General features: G+C 63.7%; 12 protein-coding genes and 1 other RNA gene. 7 read left to right on the top strand and 6 right to left on the bottom strand.

The window, feature by feature from the left end; translation table 11 throughout:
• Nucleotides 1-56: 56 nt before the first annotated feature.
• Nucleotides 57-851, bottom strand: coding sequence for a thymidylate synthase (locus RCO24_RS04260; protein ID WP_308960156.1), 795 nt, complete (start codon nucleotides 849-851; stop codon nucleotides 57-59).
• Between the two features lie 48 nt (nucleotides 852-899).
• The gene (locus RCO24_RS04255) at nucleotides 900-1,664 is read right to left on the bottom strand and encodes a CPBP family intramembrane glutamic endopeptidase (protein ID WP_308960155.1); all 765 of its coding nucleotides are present in this window, start codon (nucleotides 1,662-1,664) and stop codon (nucleotides 900-902) included.
• 110 nt (nucleotides 1,665-1,774) lie between these two features.
• On the opposite strand from RCO24_RS04255, the gene ssrA reads away from it, so the two are divergent.
• Nucleotides 1,775-2,159, top strand: a transfer-messenger RNA (tmRNA) gene (gene ssrA, locus RCO24_RS04250).
• Nucleotides 2,160-2,210: 51 nt separating this feature from the next.
• Nucleotides 2,211-2,930, top strand: coding sequence for a ClpXP protease specificity-enhancing factor SspB (locus tag RCO24_RS04245; protein WP_308960154.1), 720 nt, complete (start codon nucleotides 2,211-2,213; stop codon nucleotides 2,928-2,930).
• Nucleotides 2,931-3,017: 87 nt separating this feature from the next.
• Here RCO24_RS04245 and RCO24_RS04240 read toward each other — a convergent pair whose 3' ends face one another.
• Nucleotides 3,018-3,371, bottom strand: coding sequence for a hypothetical protein (locus RCO24_RS04240; protein WP_308960153.1), 354 nt, complete (start codon nucleotides 3,369-3,371; stop codon nucleotides 3,018-3,020).
• On the opposite strand from RCO24_RS04240, the gene RCO24_RS04235 reads away from it, so the two are divergent.
• Together RCO24_RS04235 and RCO24_RS04230 are read left to right on the top strand one after the other, a co-directional pair.
• Nucleotides 3,370-3,525 (top strand): hypothetical protein, encoded by a 156-nt coding sequence (locus RCO24_RS04235; RefSeq protein WP_308960152.1) that lies wholly within the window; start codon nucleotides 3,370-3,372, stop codon nucleotides 3,523-3,525. The genes RCO24_RS04240 and RCO24_RS04235 overlap by 2 nt on opposite strands.
• A gap of 129 nt (nucleotides 3,526-3,654) precedes the next feature.
• Entirely contained in the window at nucleotides 3,655-3,924 is a 270-nt protein-coding gene (locus RCO24_RS04230) for a hypothetical protein (RefSeq protein WP_308960151.1), read from the top strand.
• A gap of 86 nt (nucleotides 3,925-4,010) precedes the next feature.
• Here the strand turns inward: RCO24_RS04230 and RCO24_RS04225 are convergent, their stop codons facing one another.
• Nucleotides 4,011-5,618, bottom strand: a complete 1,608-nt coding sequence (locus RCO24_RS04225) for an EAL domain-containing protein (protein WP_308960150.1) — start codon at nucleotides 5,616-5,618, stop codon at nucleotides 4,011-4,013.
• A 391-nt stretch (nucleotides 5,619-6,009) separates the two neighbouring features.
• Between RCO24_RS04225 and fumC the strand changes: the two genes are divergently transcribed.
• Nucleotides 6,010-7,437, top strand: a complete 1,428-nt coding sequence (gene fumC, locus RCO24_RS04220; RefSeq protein WP_308960149.1) for a class II fumarate hydratase — start codon at nucleotides 6,010-6,012, stop codon at nucleotides 7,435-7,437.
• A 12-nt stretch (nucleotides 7,438-7,449) separates the two neighbouring features.
• On the opposite strand, the gene RCO24_RS04215 is transcribed toward fumC, so the two are convergent.
• Nucleotides 7,450-8,478, bottom strand: a complete 1,029-nt coding sequence (locus RCO24_RS04215) for an aldo/keto reductase (protein ID WP_308960148.1) — start codon at nucleotides 8,476-8,478, stop codon at nucleotides 7,450-7,452.
• Nucleotides 8,479-8,726: 248 nt separating this feature from the next.
• On the opposite strand from RCO24_RS04215, the gene RCO24_RS04210 reads away from it, so the two are divergent.
• Together RCO24_RS04210 and RCO24_RS04205 are read left to right on the top strand one after the other, a co-directional pair.
• Nucleotides 8,727-8,957, top strand: a complete 231-nt coding sequence (locus RCO24_RS04210) for a DUF4169 family protein (RefSeq protein ID WP_308960147.1) — start codon at nucleotides 8,727-8,729, stop codon at nucleotides 8,955-8,957.
• The gene (locus RCO24_RS04205) at nucleotides 8,954-9,214 is read left to right on the top strand and encodes a ribbon-helix-helix domain-containing protein (protein WP_308960146.1); all 261 of its coding nucleotides are present in this window, start codon (nucleotides 8,954-8,956) and stop codon (nucleotides 9,212-9,214) included. The genes RCO24_RS04210 and RCO24_RS04205 overlap by 4 nt, the downstream gene beginning before the upstream one ends.
• Before the next feature lie 3 nt (nucleotides 9,215-9,217).
• Here RCO24_RS04205 and RCO24_RS04200 read toward each other — a convergent pair whose 3' ends face one another.
• Complete coding sequence (locus tag RCO24_RS04200) at nucleotides 9,218-13,216, bottom strand: AsmA family protein (RefSeq protein WP_308960145.1); 3,999 nt, start codon at nucleotides 13,214-13,216, stop codon at nucleotides 9,218-9,220.
• Between the last annotated feature and the right edge of the window lie 27 nt (nucleotides 13,217-13,243).

Below are 13,243 nucleotides of genomic sequence, written 5' to 3'. Positions count from 1 at the left end.
TAATCCGTCACACTGGCTTAGGCCGGTGTCCAGACAAACGAATTGTCAACCGAGGTCTAAACCGCCACCGGGGCCGCGATGTGCGGATGCGGATCATAGCCTTCGAGCATGAAATCCTCGTAGCGGAACGCGAAGATCGAGCGCACATCCGGGTTGATCGTCATGCGTGGCAGCGGGCGCGGCGTGCGCGTAAGCTGCAGGTCCGCCTGCTCCAGGTGATTGGTGTAGAGGTGCGCGTCCCCGAACGTATGGACGAACTCGCCCGGCTTGAGGCCTGTCACCTGCGCCATCATCATCGTTAACAGCGCATAGCTCGCGATGTTGAACGGCACGCCGAGGAACACGTCCGCCGAGCGCTGGTAGAGCTGGCACGAGAGCCGCCCCTCCGCCACGTAGAACTGGAATAGGCAATGGCACGGCGCCAGCGCCATGTCTGGGATGTCGGCCGGGTTCCACGCCGAGACGATGATGCGCCGGCTGTCGGGATTGGTTTTGAGCGTATGAACGACCTCGCTGATCTGGTCGATGGTATGCCCATCAGGCGCCGCCCAGCTCCGCCACTGCTTGCCGTACACCGGGCCGAGGCTGCCGTCCTCGCGCGCCCATTCGTCCCAGATGCGCACGCCGTTGGCTTTGAGGTAGCCGACATTGGTATCGCCGGCGAGAAACCAGATCAGCTCGTGGATGATCGATTTGACGTGCAGCTTCTTGGTGGTGACGAGCGGGAAGCCGTCTGCGAGATCGAACCGCATCTGATGACCGAACACCGACAGCGTGCCCGTGCCGGTGCGATCGGACTTGGCGGCACCTTCGGTGCGGACGCGGCGGAGAAGATCAAGATAGGGCTGCATGAGTGATTCCTAGACCATGATCGCTTCCGATCCCATCAACTCGAGGACTCAAGGCGCGAAATGGTAGACGATCGCGAGCGAGAAGGCGTTGATCGCCCCGTGCGCGATCACCACGGCCGACATCGCGCCCGTGCGCTTCATGATCCACGAAAGCCCGATCCCTGCAAGAAAAACGCTCGCCAGGCCAGGCCAGGAATAGCCCCAATGCAGAAACGTCCACAGCAGAGATGAGATCACCGCCGCCGGCCAGTAGCCGAGGCGGGTTTTTGCAAGCGCAGAGAGCAGAAACCCGCGGAAGGTCAGCTCCTCCCACAGCGGCGCCAGAACGACGGCCGCGAGTACCACTCCCCACCAGTTGGGCGACCTCAAACCCTCGAGCAGCCAGCGCCCGTCGGTGAAAAGATCCAAGCCCGCGAGGCGATAGAGCAGAATTTCGATCGGCCCGATCAGCACGATCAGAAGCAAACCGAGGCCGACCGCCGTGAGCACGTCGGTCTGCGGCGGCAGAAGGCGCAAGGTCCCCGCGCGCCCAGTCTTCCAGCCGGCCGCAAGCCAGAGAATGGCGAGCGAGAACAATTGCCCGATGATCATTTGCGCGAGAAGAGACGGCGAGGCGAGCGAAGGGCCGCGGGAGCGCCATCCCGCTCCGTCGACAGCGATGAGGCCGGAGTTTTCGGCAACCACCCAGGCAATGCCGACAAGGACCGGCGCGAGGCTGACCAGCACCGTCACCGTCAGCGCAGCATATGGCCCCCAGGGCGTGTCCGGCCGGTAGGCTGGCCGTCCGGCATCGTCGAGCGTCGTATCGGACATTGGGAACCTTTGGAAAATGGAGCGAGAGTCGCAGCATCTGATCGCTGAAATGGCACTTGTAAGGCCTTCACATCAAGCGACAACGTGACAGTCCGAAGGCCTGAGCACAGGCACTTTTATTTCTAATCCTCTCAGCATATATTTAGCGGGCCGGATTCGTCCGGCTATGGCGATAAACGCGATCGTAATAAGCCGTTCGGACCCGGGGGCAGTACCCGGCGCCTCCACCACCAGCTCATTTCCGGCGCACGTCGGTAAAGGCAGCGAGTGAGCTGATGATGGGGGCGAACTAGGATCGACGAGGGTGTAAAGGATTTAGCTTTTGCTCGGCATGATACCGCCGTCATCGGGTCATTCAGAATAGTTGCCAATGACAACTATGCTGAGGCTGCTCTCGCTGCGTAATGCGGCGCGAAATGCCTAACTACTAAAGTCCTCGCTCCTAGCCGAGCAAGGCGCGGTCGGGGAGGCACCGGGCAACAGAAGCCTCCCACTCATCTGCGCTCCTGGGGGAATTGAAGCGCGATCGGGCACGAAGCGGCACGCATGACGGTTGAGTCGACGATCGACTATGAGGGACTCGCGCAGGAAGCGATGCGCGGAGTCGTACGCAAAGTTATTGCCAATACCGCCAAGTCCGGATTGGCCGGCGATCATCATTTCTACATTTCCTTCGACACCGAAGCGCCCGGCGTCTCGCTCTCCAAGCGGCTCAAGGAAAAGTATCCGCGCGAGATGACGATCGTGCTGCAGCACCGCTTCTGGGATCTTTCGGTCACCGAGGATCGTTTCGAGGTCAAGCTGACGTTCGACGGCATTCCGGAACGTCTCGTTGTCCCGTTCGCGGCCATCAAGGTCTTCTTCGATCCGTCGGTCCGTTTTGGCCTGCAGTTCGAAGATCCGAACGCGAGCCCCGAGGCCCGCTCGCAATCCGGCGCTGCCTCGTTCGATCCGCTGGCGCAGCGCGCGACGCGCTCGTCTCATACCCGCAAAGCCACCCGCAGCCCGAGAAAGTCGCAATCGGCGGACGATAGCGCCGAAAAATCCGCAAACGCCGGCGAAGAAGCTGTTACGCAGCCTCCGGTCGAGACCTCGACTGCTGCCAATGCGTCGCCTCCGGCACCGACGCCCCTATCAGCCGCCAAATCTACGACGAAGCGTCAAGAGACGGCTGAAGATGCGGAGCCCGCGTCGGGCGATGAAGAGGCACCGGCAAAATCCGGCGGCGCCGAGATCGTCAGTCTCGATAAATTCCGCAAGAAATAGCGCCGCGATCTGGCACGGCCATATATGCGCGAAGCGGGACTGCTGATCGCAATCCCGCTCCAAAGTTTATAGGATCCGAAGAGTGTTTTAGCGCCGCCCGAGCGGATGCTCGAAGCGTTCGCGCGCCCATCGCCTGTCGCGACGGTAAGGACGGTAATAATAGCCGTCATCGTAATAGCTGTAGCGCGGATAGTAATAGCGGCGGGGATAATACCCATACCCGTACCCATATCCGTAAGAAGGCCCGATATAGAGGCTAAAGCCTCTGCCGCCACGATAGCCCACGGGTTCGACGGCTGCGCTTTGATCAGCCGTTGCCCGGTCGAGCGCGGCTGCACCAGCAGACAACCCGCCCGCCTGTGCTGTTGCACCGAACGTGCTGGCCGCCAAAAGCGCGGCAGCTGCAAGAGCGGCTTTGGTGTGCGTGAAGCGAATGCTCATGACGATGCTCCTTGCGAAGCCTGCCGAAGGACGCTTCGGCGTCTTCGCTGTTGTTTGGAAATACAAAGCCCGAGCGCGCTCAAAGTTCCTGAACGCCAACTTTCAAACCCAGGAATTGGATGAACGGACGTTCAGCAACATGGCAGCTAAGTGACTGAAAATTTTTGCATTTTCTGAAAAATTCGACGACGGAAGCGCTCCCCGCCCCGCGTTCTTCTTCCTGTAAGCCTGAGAGAAGCCGCTCACCTGCAGCGGACAGGCCAGAAACAAAGTGGAGAAGATCATGAGCACCAAGACCAAAACCGTCGTCCTCGCTGCCGCCGCTCTTCTGATGACCGCCGGCGCTTCCATGGCCGCCCCCCGCTACGACCATCGCCACGGCGGCGGCGTGAACCCGTACGAGCGGGCCGCCATCGCCCAGGCTCGGGCCAAGGTTGCCACCGTCAAGGCACGCGCCTGGCGCGACGGCCGCCTGACCTTCCTCGAGCGTGTTCAGATCAAGAATGCGGAACGCCAGCTTGCCGCGACGATCGCCCGCGCACGTCGCGCGTAAGATCCCGCAAGGCTTCGACCGCAACGAAAAAGGGCTGCCATCCGGCAGCCCTTGATCTTTGCCATTCGGCAAAATCTGCCGAGCGTCTACGCTGCAACGCGCTCCTCCGGAGCCGCAACAGGCCGTGCGGGCTTCGCTAGAAATGCCGCCAGCCTCTCGATCGAAAGCGGCCGTGAGATGAAGTAGCCCTGGGCATATGTCACGCGCTGCATCTGCTTCATAAGATCGAGCCGCTCCTGCGTCTCGATACCTTCGACTACGATTTCCCTGTCGCAGCTTCCCACCATGTCGAGGGCATGCACCAGCATGCGCGCCATAAGGCTTTCGCCCGGCGCCATCGCGAACGAGCGATCGAGCTTCACACCGTGGATCGCGAGCGAGGCGAGTCTATGGATGCTCGAGTAGCCGCTTCCGAAGTCGTCGATGTAGGTGCGGATGCCCGATTGCGCGAGCGCTTCGATCTCACGTTCTGCCCGATCGACGCACAGGGCATCGCTTTCGACGATCTCGAGCGCGAGCCGGAACCGGGTGGGGTCGCGCATGAAAGAGCCGAATACGGACTGCAACGCTTGGCAGTCGAGGTCGCGCGGAAAGATATTGAAATTGACCTGCAGATGCGTCGTCGGCGGCAGAGTAGTCGAAAGCTCCAGGAAAGCGCGATCGGCAACCATCTGGGTGAATTCGAGCGTCTGCCCGGATCGCGTGACGATATCGATGAATTGGTCCGGCGCTATGATCGTGCCGTCCACGTCGCGCCAGCGTGCCAGAACCTCGCAGCCAGAGATCTCCCCGGTCTTGAGGTTGAGGATGGGCTGGTAGGCGCAGACGATCGAATCCGCGTTGAGATGGCGGCGAAAGCGAGATTCGAGCGACCAGTACTGCGAAAGCCAGCGCTGCAACGTGGTTGCTGGCCAGATCGCGTAGAAGGCGATGAGCAAAACCGCAACCAGCATGTCCACGCGCCAGGTGTGCACGAACGATGCGATGTTCATCTCCGTCGCGACGCAGTAATTATGTAATTTTCCGCATCCGATCTCGCGTGCGATCAGAAGGTTCTCGATCGCGCTGCTCTCGCTCGTCGCCTGCCGGTAAACGCCGCGCTGTCCGCTCATGTGCCAGAGGCGTCCGCCCCGACTTGAGATGACGAATTCCTTCTTCACCGCGTTCGAGAGGTTGGCGCGGAATGTCTGCATCGGGATGACGATGGCGAACGGCTCGCGATGCGCGACGATGCCCGACATGCCGGGAAGCCCGATATAGTTGAGCCTTTTGTCGATCCAATAGGAGATGCCGTCGCTTTTCTTTGTCCCGATATCAGGCTCGCCCAGCGGAAGCGCGTGCTGCGCTTGCGTGATGCTGGTCGAGCACGTGACCATTCCGTCCGGCGCGTAGATGAATTCGTTGAGGCCATCGGGTCTGAAGGCGACGCCGCGAAGCTGGCGCAGGAACTGGTCGCTGCAGGGGGCTGCGGTGGCCTCGGCTTGGAGGGCGTCGAACGCGGAGGTCAGGTCGTTGTGCAGTTTGTCCATCTGGACAAGGTCGGCAGCAACCTCATGCCTCAGCGCGTCTTGCAGCAGGTGGCGGCCGAAAAGGAACGCGCCGACGAGCAGGCACGCAGTCACGGCCAGCCAAAGCAGCAATCCAATCGCACGCTGATGGCGACCGGAAACGATCGCGTTAACAAATACTGACATCGTGACTCACAACCGCACGCGAGCGGCCCGTTGAGGCCCACTCGAGGGGATCGTCCCATGTCTGGGTAAATATTCGAACAAAACTGTCGCAGATCACCAGCTTCCGGGCACGCCCCGCACGGGGCGCGGCATGCACAACTGGGACGCCGCAACGAAGCTGCATCGGCTCCGGGATGCGCGCGCTGAACGCGCATTCCGCCGCGGTCGTCCCCGCCGCCGCCAGCACGCGTCGCTGGATTGCGGTCCGCCTTGGCGTCTGCCCAAACGCACACCTACGAAAGTCCGGAGCCTCCGAAGGTCCAAGGCCCGGTTCGCGATGCCGTATTGGTCTCCCACACGCTCCCATGCTATTGGCGACCCCAACTTTAACGCCTGAGCCCGGACTTGCGCCATGACCGAGAAAAAGACCGCCGACAAGAAAACCGCCTCCACCGGCGGTGTCCGCATCGAAACTGATACCTTCGGCGAGATCGAGGTTCCCTCGGACAAGTATTGGGGCGCTCAGGCGCAACGCAGCCTCGGAAACTTCAAGATCGGCTGGGAGAAGCAGCCGGCGCCGGTGATCCGCGCGCTCGGCATCGTGAAGCGTGCCGCGGCCGAAACCAACATGGCGCTGGGCAAGCTCGATCCCAAAATCGGCGAGACCATCGTCAAGGCCGCGCAAGAGGTCATCGAAGGCAAACTCGACCAGCATTTCCCGCTCGTCGTCTGGCAGACGGGCTCCGGCACGCAATCGAACATGAACGCCAACGAGGTGATCTCGAACCGCGCCATCGAGATTCTGGGCGGCGTCCAGGGTTCGAAGAAGCCCGTGCATCCGAACGACCACGTCAACATGAGCCAGTCGTCGAACGACACCTTCCCGACGGCCATGCATATCGCCTGCGCCGAGGAAGTCGTGCACCGGCTGATTCCGGCTTTGAAAAAACTTCACGGCGCTCTCGGCGAGAAAGCGAAGGCGTGGCATCACATCATCAAGATCGGCCGCACGCATACCCAGGACGCGACGCCTCTGACGCTGGGCCAGGAGTTTTCCGGCTACACGCAGCAGATCGAGAACGGCATCAAGCGCATTGAGATGACGCTTCCGGCCCTCATGGAATTGGCGCAGGGCGGAACCGCCGTGGGCACCGGCCTTGCTTCACCCAAGGGTTTTGCCGAGAAGGTGGCGGAGCACATTGCGGCCATCACCAAGTTGCCGTTCACCTCGGCACCGAACAAGTTTGAGGCGCTCGCCGCTCACGACGCGATGGTGATGACGCACGGAGCGATCGCGACGGTCGCCATGAGCTGCTTCAAGATCGCAAACGACATCCGCTTCTTGGGTTCGGGCCCGCGCGCCGGTCTTGGCGAGCTGGCGCTTCCCGAGAACGAGCCGGGCTCTTCGATCATGCCGGGCAAGGTGAATCCCACCCAGTGCGAGGCGCTGACGCAAGTAGCGGCCCACATCCATGGCAACAACGCCGCCATTGGCTTTGCGGGCAGCCAGGGTCATTTCGAGCTCAACGTCTTCAACCCGATGATGGCCTACAACTTCCTGCAGTCGGTGCGCCTTCTCGCCGATGCGGCCGTGTCGTTCACCGACAACTGCGTCGTCGGCATCGAGCCGCGCCTCGAAAACATCGCCCAGGGGCTCGCGAACTCGCTGATGCTCGTGACGCCGCTCAAGGAAAAGTACGGCTACGATCGCGCCGCCAAGATCGCCAAGACCGCACACAAGAACGGCACGACGCTGCGCGAGGAAGCCGTCAAGGACGGCATCCCCGCCGAAGATTTCGACGCCATCGTGCGTCCGGAAAAGATGATCGCTCCGGAGTAAGTCGGGCAGCAATCAGACCGGCGGCGGATTGCGCTCGGTGAACACACCGCGCTGGTGCCAGTAGGGATATGGCAGCGTCACGGTGCTCGCGGCATCGAGCTTGGCGACCTGCTCTTTCGTCAGGTTCCAGCCGACTGCCCCGAGGTTCTGCTTGAGCTGTTCCTCGTTGCGCGCCCCGATGACGACGGTCGAAACGGTCGGGCGCTGGAGCAGCCAGTTGAGCGCGACCTGCGGCAGCGTCTTCCCCGTCTCGGCTGCAATCTCGTCCAGGGCATCGACGATCTTGTAGACGTGCTCGTCGGAAACCGGCGGGCCGCTATCCGCGGTTGCGTGCAGGCGGCTCTGCGTCGGGAGCGGCTGACCGCGCCGGATCTTGCCGGTAAGGCGCCCCCATCCGAGCGGGCTCCAGACCACGGCGCCGACGCCCTGGTCGAGGCCGAGCGGCATCAGCTCCCATTCGTAGTCGCGGCCGATGAGCGAGTAATAGGTCTGGTTGGCGACATAGCGCGGATAGCCGTAGCGATCCGCGACCGCCAGCGACTTCATGAGATGCCAGCCGGAGAAATTGGAAATGCCCACGTAGCGGATTTTTCCGGCACGCACGAGGTCGTCGAGTGTCGAAAGCGTTTCCTCGACCGGGGTCTTGGCGTCGAAACCATGAAGCTGGAATAGATCTATGTAGTCGGTGCCGAGGCGCTTCAGCGCCGCTTCGCAATTCGCGATGAGATGAAAACGCGACGAGCCTACCTCGTTCGGCCGGTCGCTGAAACGGAAGGTGGCTTTGGTCGAGATGATGACATCCTGGCGGCGCCCTTTGATTGCTTCGCCCAGGATCTTCTCGGACTCGCCCCCCGAATAGACGTCGGCGGTGTCGAACATGGTAAGACCAGCGTCGAGACAGATGTCGACCAGGCGCCTCGCCTCGCTGGCGTCGGTATTGCCCCAGGCGCTGAACAGCGGGCCTTTGCCGCCGAAAGTGCCGGCACCGAAGCTCAACACCGGAACCGTGAAGCCTGAGGCGCCGAGATGACGATATTCCATAGTGCACTCCTGCATAGAGGTTGCGGCGGCGGCCGTAGAGGGTGATCGCTCCCGGCGCGACCGCTCGGGAGCGAGGTGGTGTCTCGGAGCCGGCATCGCAATGGCAGCTGCCGGAAAGTCCAGGGTTCTTGAGGCAAGCCCGCGACAGGCATTGGCGGAGGGCCGCTCACGACAGTATGATGTGCAAAGGGGAATCGTATGACGGTGACGATCGAAAGCCCTGTCCGCTCATATTAGCTGAAAGCTGAATGTCCGCAGAGATCGTAAATCTCCGTAAGGCCCGCAAGGCGCGCGATCGCGTGGCCAAGGAAAAGCGTGCCGAGGAAAACCGCGTGAAGTTCGGCCGCACCAAGGCCGAGCGTGAGCAGGAGGCTGCCAACAAGGCCATTAGCCTGCGACGCATCGAAGCCCATAAGCGCGACGGCGACGAGGACAACGACGCCTCCGGCGAGGACGACGGCAGCGGGCCCGGATCATGAGCTTGCACACGGCCCGCCCTGTCAAACGCTCGTTCTCGATCCGTGGGCACCGCACGTCGATCTCGCTCGAACAGCCGTTCTGGGAAGCCTTGAAGGAAGCCGCCGCCCGCGAGCGCCTGCCGCTCGCTGGCCTCATTGCGCGGATCGACGAGCAGCGCGGATCAGCCGGCCTTTCGAGCGCGGTGCGCGTTTGGATTCTGGAGTATGTGCGCTCCGCGGACGCCGTTACCAGCTACGACGGCGGCAATCGCGATTGATCGTCAGAACTGCTGCTGGAACGGCCGCCAGTTTTCGTCGGACGGCCGTTTGCGGCGCGGCGGCGGCCGTTGCGCGGCGGGTGAGGGGGCAGCTTCCGGCACGGCCGCTTCTTGCTTGGGAAGCGCGCCAGGCGGCGGCGCATCCTCGTTCAACATCTGGGATGAGCTGTCTGGCTGCGCCGGCTCAATGCCGTTGTCGGTCGCGCCGGGAGCAGGGACCGGCGGCGGAGGAGGTGGCGCGTCTTCTTCGAGCGCCCTGCGCCGTTCCGCATCCTGCCGCGCCCGCGCCTCATCCTGCTTGCGGAGGCGTTCGAGTTCGCCGACATCGAGCTCCATTTTGCGCACGACCAGTTCGCGCTCGAGCGCGCTCGCCGAAACCTGCGGAACGAGATTGGCAAAGTCGTTGAGCTTTCCGGTGTAGACGACCGTAACGGGCGGAAGCAGCGCACGGGACGAGTTTGCGGTCAGCGACTTGTCGAGCTTGGGCTCGATCTGCCATTCACTGTCGATCTTCATTGTCGCCAGTTCGACGGCGGTGACGAACGTCGAGCGCCCTTCGCCCATTTCCACCCGCACTTTTTCGAGTTTCAGCGCGCCGTCACTGATCTCGACCGGAATAGTGATCTTGCCGAGCTTCACTTCGCCTTGCTTGAGCGCGCCTCTGATGGCGTCCACAAGCCCGGTGCCGCCGCTCGGCCCCTGTCCGGTGAGGGCGGCGCGCGCGATAGCGGAAACTGCGGCCGGAGAATTGCCGTTGAGCGTGGCGTCGCCGATCGTCAGCTCGCCCTTGCCAGTGAGCGCGGAAAGCACCGCGGCCGGGCTCAGGGCTCGGCTCGAAAAGGCGACGTTGAAGGCCACGGCGTCGCCGGGAGGCGACGAGGCGCTGGCGTCCGTCGCGGCGGGGGCATTCGCGATGTCGATCTTGAGTGTGCCGTTGAGCCCGATACCCGCAGGCGCCTTCGCAAGGTCGAGCTGAGACGTGAGGCGCCCACCGACCGCCTCACCCTCGAGGCTCGCGATCTTGATTGCAGTCGGCTGAAGCTCCGCTTTGAGACGCGCATTGCCGACGGTGAGGCCGGGCTCGAGCGCGAGCGCGCGGACCGTGAGGTCGATCTTGCCGTCGAGGCGATCGAGCAGCGACAGATCGAAAGCCTGCTCCGGCCAGATGATCTCGGGAGACTGTATCGCTTCGGAGGGCGGCCGCACGCCCGCGCGAGCGGCGGGAAGGCGCGTGGCCTGCTGCGGGACCGGCGGCGTGATCGTGCCGTCGAGCCCTTGCGCGTCGGCCCGGCCCAGAATGGGCGAAAGCAGCGAGGCGAACGAAGCCTTGTTCGCGCTAAGCGTCGCATCGATGGTTTTGCGGCCGTCGTCTCGGCTCGTAATGCCGACCTCGCCGGCAATCGTGCTGTCGCCGAGCGTCACCGCATCGCTTGCGAGGTTGAGCGAGGGTCCCTCGCGGCGCACACGGATCTTGCCGCCCAGCGGAATGCCCGCCGCGCCATCGCCGGTCGAAAGTCCGGCAAGCGCAAGCGCCACGCGCGCGTCGCTGGCCGTGATGGAGAGATCTCCGTCGAGTTGTGTGTTGCCGGCTTCCGGCAGGCTGACGCGTCCACGATAGCCGAGGGCGAGGCCTTCGGCCGTTACGTCGGCGAAGGAAAGGAGGCCACTGGCGGGAACGCCGGTCGCCTTGATGACGGCGCGTCCGCCTTTGGGAGCCTCCGCGGCATCGGCCTTGATGCGGGCGTCGAACAGCGCGGCTACCAGTCCCGCGATGTCTGGATTGTCGAGGGTCGCCTGCACGTCGAGAGGCGCGCTGCGCCACTGGCTGCGGCCGCCATCGAGACGGATCGAGGCCGAGATGCGCCCGCCCTTCAGCGTCCCGTCGAAAGCCAGCGCACTCGCGTTGGCGCTGCCGCCGCCGAGTTCGAGCGAGCCTGCAAGGCGCAGCGGGGCGAGCCGGGCGAAGCGGTCGAGATCCGTGGCGGCCGCGCCGTCCGCGTCGAGCAAGGTCAGAAGTGCGCGTACGGCGGCGGCATTGGGGGCCGAGATCAAGCCCTGGATCGTGCCCTTGGGCCGTGCCGGTACATCCTTGGCCTCGCCGTCGGCTTCGACAGAGAGGCCTTCCGGCGTCGAGAACTTGAGGCGCGGGATGGTCAGCGTCCCGCGGTCGAGCCGGATGTTGGTGTCGACGTTGGTGAGGGTGCGGTTTCCGTCCACCAGCTCCGCCACCTTGAAATCGAGCGAAAGGTCTCCGGCCGCAGGATCGAACAAGGCGGCCTTCGCGGGAGCTTGCGACGCGTCGTCCGCAGCGGCGGAAGGCGTGCCGCCGAACAACAGGTTCTGCAGCACGTCGAGGCCGACGAGGCCCGACCCGAATTGCGCGACGTCGACGCGCGGCCCTTCGATTGTCATTGCGAGCTTCTTGCGCTCGCCGAGATCGAGCTTGAGCTCTCCGGCCAGTGGCGTCCCGGCGAATTCGGCAGCGGCGTCCGTGAGGGCAAGCGTGCCGTCGCCGAGCGCGAATTTTCCGTCGAGCGAGAACGCCCCGTCGCTGCGGCCGCGTCCGAAGCCGGCATCGCCAAGTCCCCACGCAAGGAAGCGGGAGAGGCTCCGGCCCGAAATGAATAGTGATCCGTCGAGGCGAGGCACTTTGCCGGTGGGCGTCAGGATGCCATCCAGTTCGAGGCGCGCACCGCCCGGGAGATCGGCGCGCACGCCTTTGAGTTCGAGCGGCCCACCCGAGCGCGAGGCGGCGAGGTGCACGTTGCCGATCGGCTCGCCGCCGAGGGTCAGCTGATCGAAATCGAGCCGCGCGTTGGTATCGGCTTCCGCGGGCAGCACGGACGCCAGAGCTTCGAAATAGCCGCGTCCCGCTTCCAGCGGCACCCGCGCATCGGTCGTATGCGCGATCCGGTCTAGGTCGAGCCAGCGCGAGGCGAGTTCCACGTCGAGCTGCATTTTATCGGCCCAGCCGACCTTGGCTTGCCCGGTGATGAGTTGGGGCGTAGCGCCCGCTTCCAGCGAAACCGCAATGTCTTTCAGCTCCACGCCGAGCGTGGTTCCGATAACCTTGGCCTTGAGTTCGAAGCCATCCGGCGGGGCGGACGCGACAGGCTGCGGGGCCGGCGCGGCCGGTGGCGCGACAGCTTCAGCGGACGATGGCGGCAGGGCGGGCGAAGCGTCGTGACTCGGCGCTGGCGAAAGCTCCGGCAAGGCCGCAGGGCTCGCCCCGCCTTTCCGCGCCGGGTTCAGAACCAGCTTCGCCGTGAGATCGCCGTCGAGCTTCGGCGTGTTTTTTATGTCGCTGAGGCGGGCGTCCAGCACGTAGGTGTTCGAGGTGCCCGGTACGCTGATGGCGGCCTTGAACCGCAAGTCGCCGTTGCTGTCGATTTTGGCGGTGGAGAGCCGAAGGTTGCGTGGTGCGCCGCCCCAGGCGACGTCGCCGTTGAACTTGAACGGCCCTTCGAGCGCTTCGGCAGTGAATTCGCCGTTGATCGCGTCGAACCGGGCGAGTTCGCTGCGCGCCGGTCCGCTCACGATGATCGCGCCGTCGCTGATCCGCACCGACTGCAGCGCGACCTCTTTCGGCGCGAAGCGGAAGGCGCCCGGAGTAATGGCAAGGCTCTTCCAGTTTCCGCTGCCGGACGCGTTGGTCGCGAGGTTGATGATGGGGCGGCGAAGCTCGACCTTGTGCGCTTCGAGTACGCCCCTGAGGAGCGGGGGAACCGAAAGCCACATCGTGAAGCTTTCGACACGGATGATGGAGTTGCCGCCCTCGTCGCCGACATCCGCGATCCGGAGCCGTTCGAAGCTTACGTAGGGGGCAGGGAGAAGCCGCACGTTGACGGCGCCGCCGGCCCGAACCTCGCGCCCGAGGATGCGGGAGGCCTCTTCTTCGAAAATCCCGCGGTAGCTGTTCCAATCGACGAAGCGGGGGACTGCGAACAGGACAGCCAGGGCCGTGATCAGAATGCCGCCGAGATAGAGGAGGGCGTTGTTCATCAGCGTTTTATCTGCTCAAAACCGTTT

Origin of the sequence: Hyphomicrobium sp. LHD-15, from assembly GCF_031157355.1 — a bacterium.
Taxonomy (GTDB): Bacteria; Pseudomonadota; Alphaproteobacteria; order Rhizobiales; family Hyphomicrobiaceae; genus Hyphomicrobium_C.
This window is presented reverse-complemented; position numbering and strand designations above follow the sequence as displayed.

What these genes read in the sequence shown, in the direction of transcription:
- RCO24_RS04260 (WP_308960156.1), bottom strand. Translation starts at nt 851, where the DNA reads ATGCAGCCCTATCTTGATCTTCTCCGCCGCGTCCGCACCGAAGGTGCC.
- RCO24_RS04255 (WP_308960155.1), bottom strand. Translation starts at nt 1,664, where the DNA reads ATGTCCGATACGACGCTCGACGATGCCGGACGGCCAGCCTACCGGCCG.
- RCO24_RS04245 (WP_308960154.1), top strand. Translation starts at nt 2,211, where the DNA reads ATGACGGTTGAGTCGACGATCGACTATGAGGGACTCGCGCAGGAAGCG.
- RCO24_RS04235 (WP_308960152.1), top strand. Translation starts at nt 3,370, where the DNA reads ATGACGATGCTCCTTGCGAAGCCTGCCGAAGGACGCTTCGGCGTCTTC.
- RCO24_RS04240 (WP_308960153.1), bottom strand. Translation starts at nt 3,371, where the DNA reads ATGAGCATTCGCTTCACGCACACCAAAGCCGCTCTTGCAGCTGCCGCG.
- RCO24_RS04230 (WP_308960151.1), top strand. Translation starts at nt 3,655, where the DNA reads ATGAGCACCAAGACCAAAACCGTCGTCCTCGCTGCCGCCGCTCTTCTG.
- RCO24_RS04225 (WP_308960150.1), bottom strand. Translation starts at nt 5,618, where the DNA reads ATGTCAGTATTTGTTAACGCGATCGTTTCCGGTCGCCATCAGCGTGCG.
- fumC (WP_308960149.1), top strand. Translation starts at nt 6,010, where the DNA reads ATGACCGAGAAAAAGACCGCCGACAAGAAAACCGCCTCCACCGGCGGT.
- RCO24_RS04215 (WP_308960148.1), bottom strand. Translation starts at nt 8,478, where the DNA reads ATGGAATATCGTCATCTCGGCGCCTCAGGCTTCACGGTTCCGGTGTTG.
- RCO24_RS04210 (WP_308960147.1), top strand. Translation starts at nt 8,727, where the DNA reads ATGTCCGCAGAGATCGTAAATCTCCGTAAGGCCCGCAAGGCGCGCGAT.
- RCO24_RS04205 (WP_308960146.1), top strand. Translation starts at nt 8,954, where the DNA reads ATGAGCTTGCACACGGCCCGCCCTGTCAAACGCTCGTTCTCGATCCGT.
- RCO24_RS04200 (WP_308960145.1), bottom strand. Translation starts at nt 13,216, where the DNA reads ATGAACAACGCCCTCCTCTATCTCGGCGGCATTCTGATCACGGCCCTG.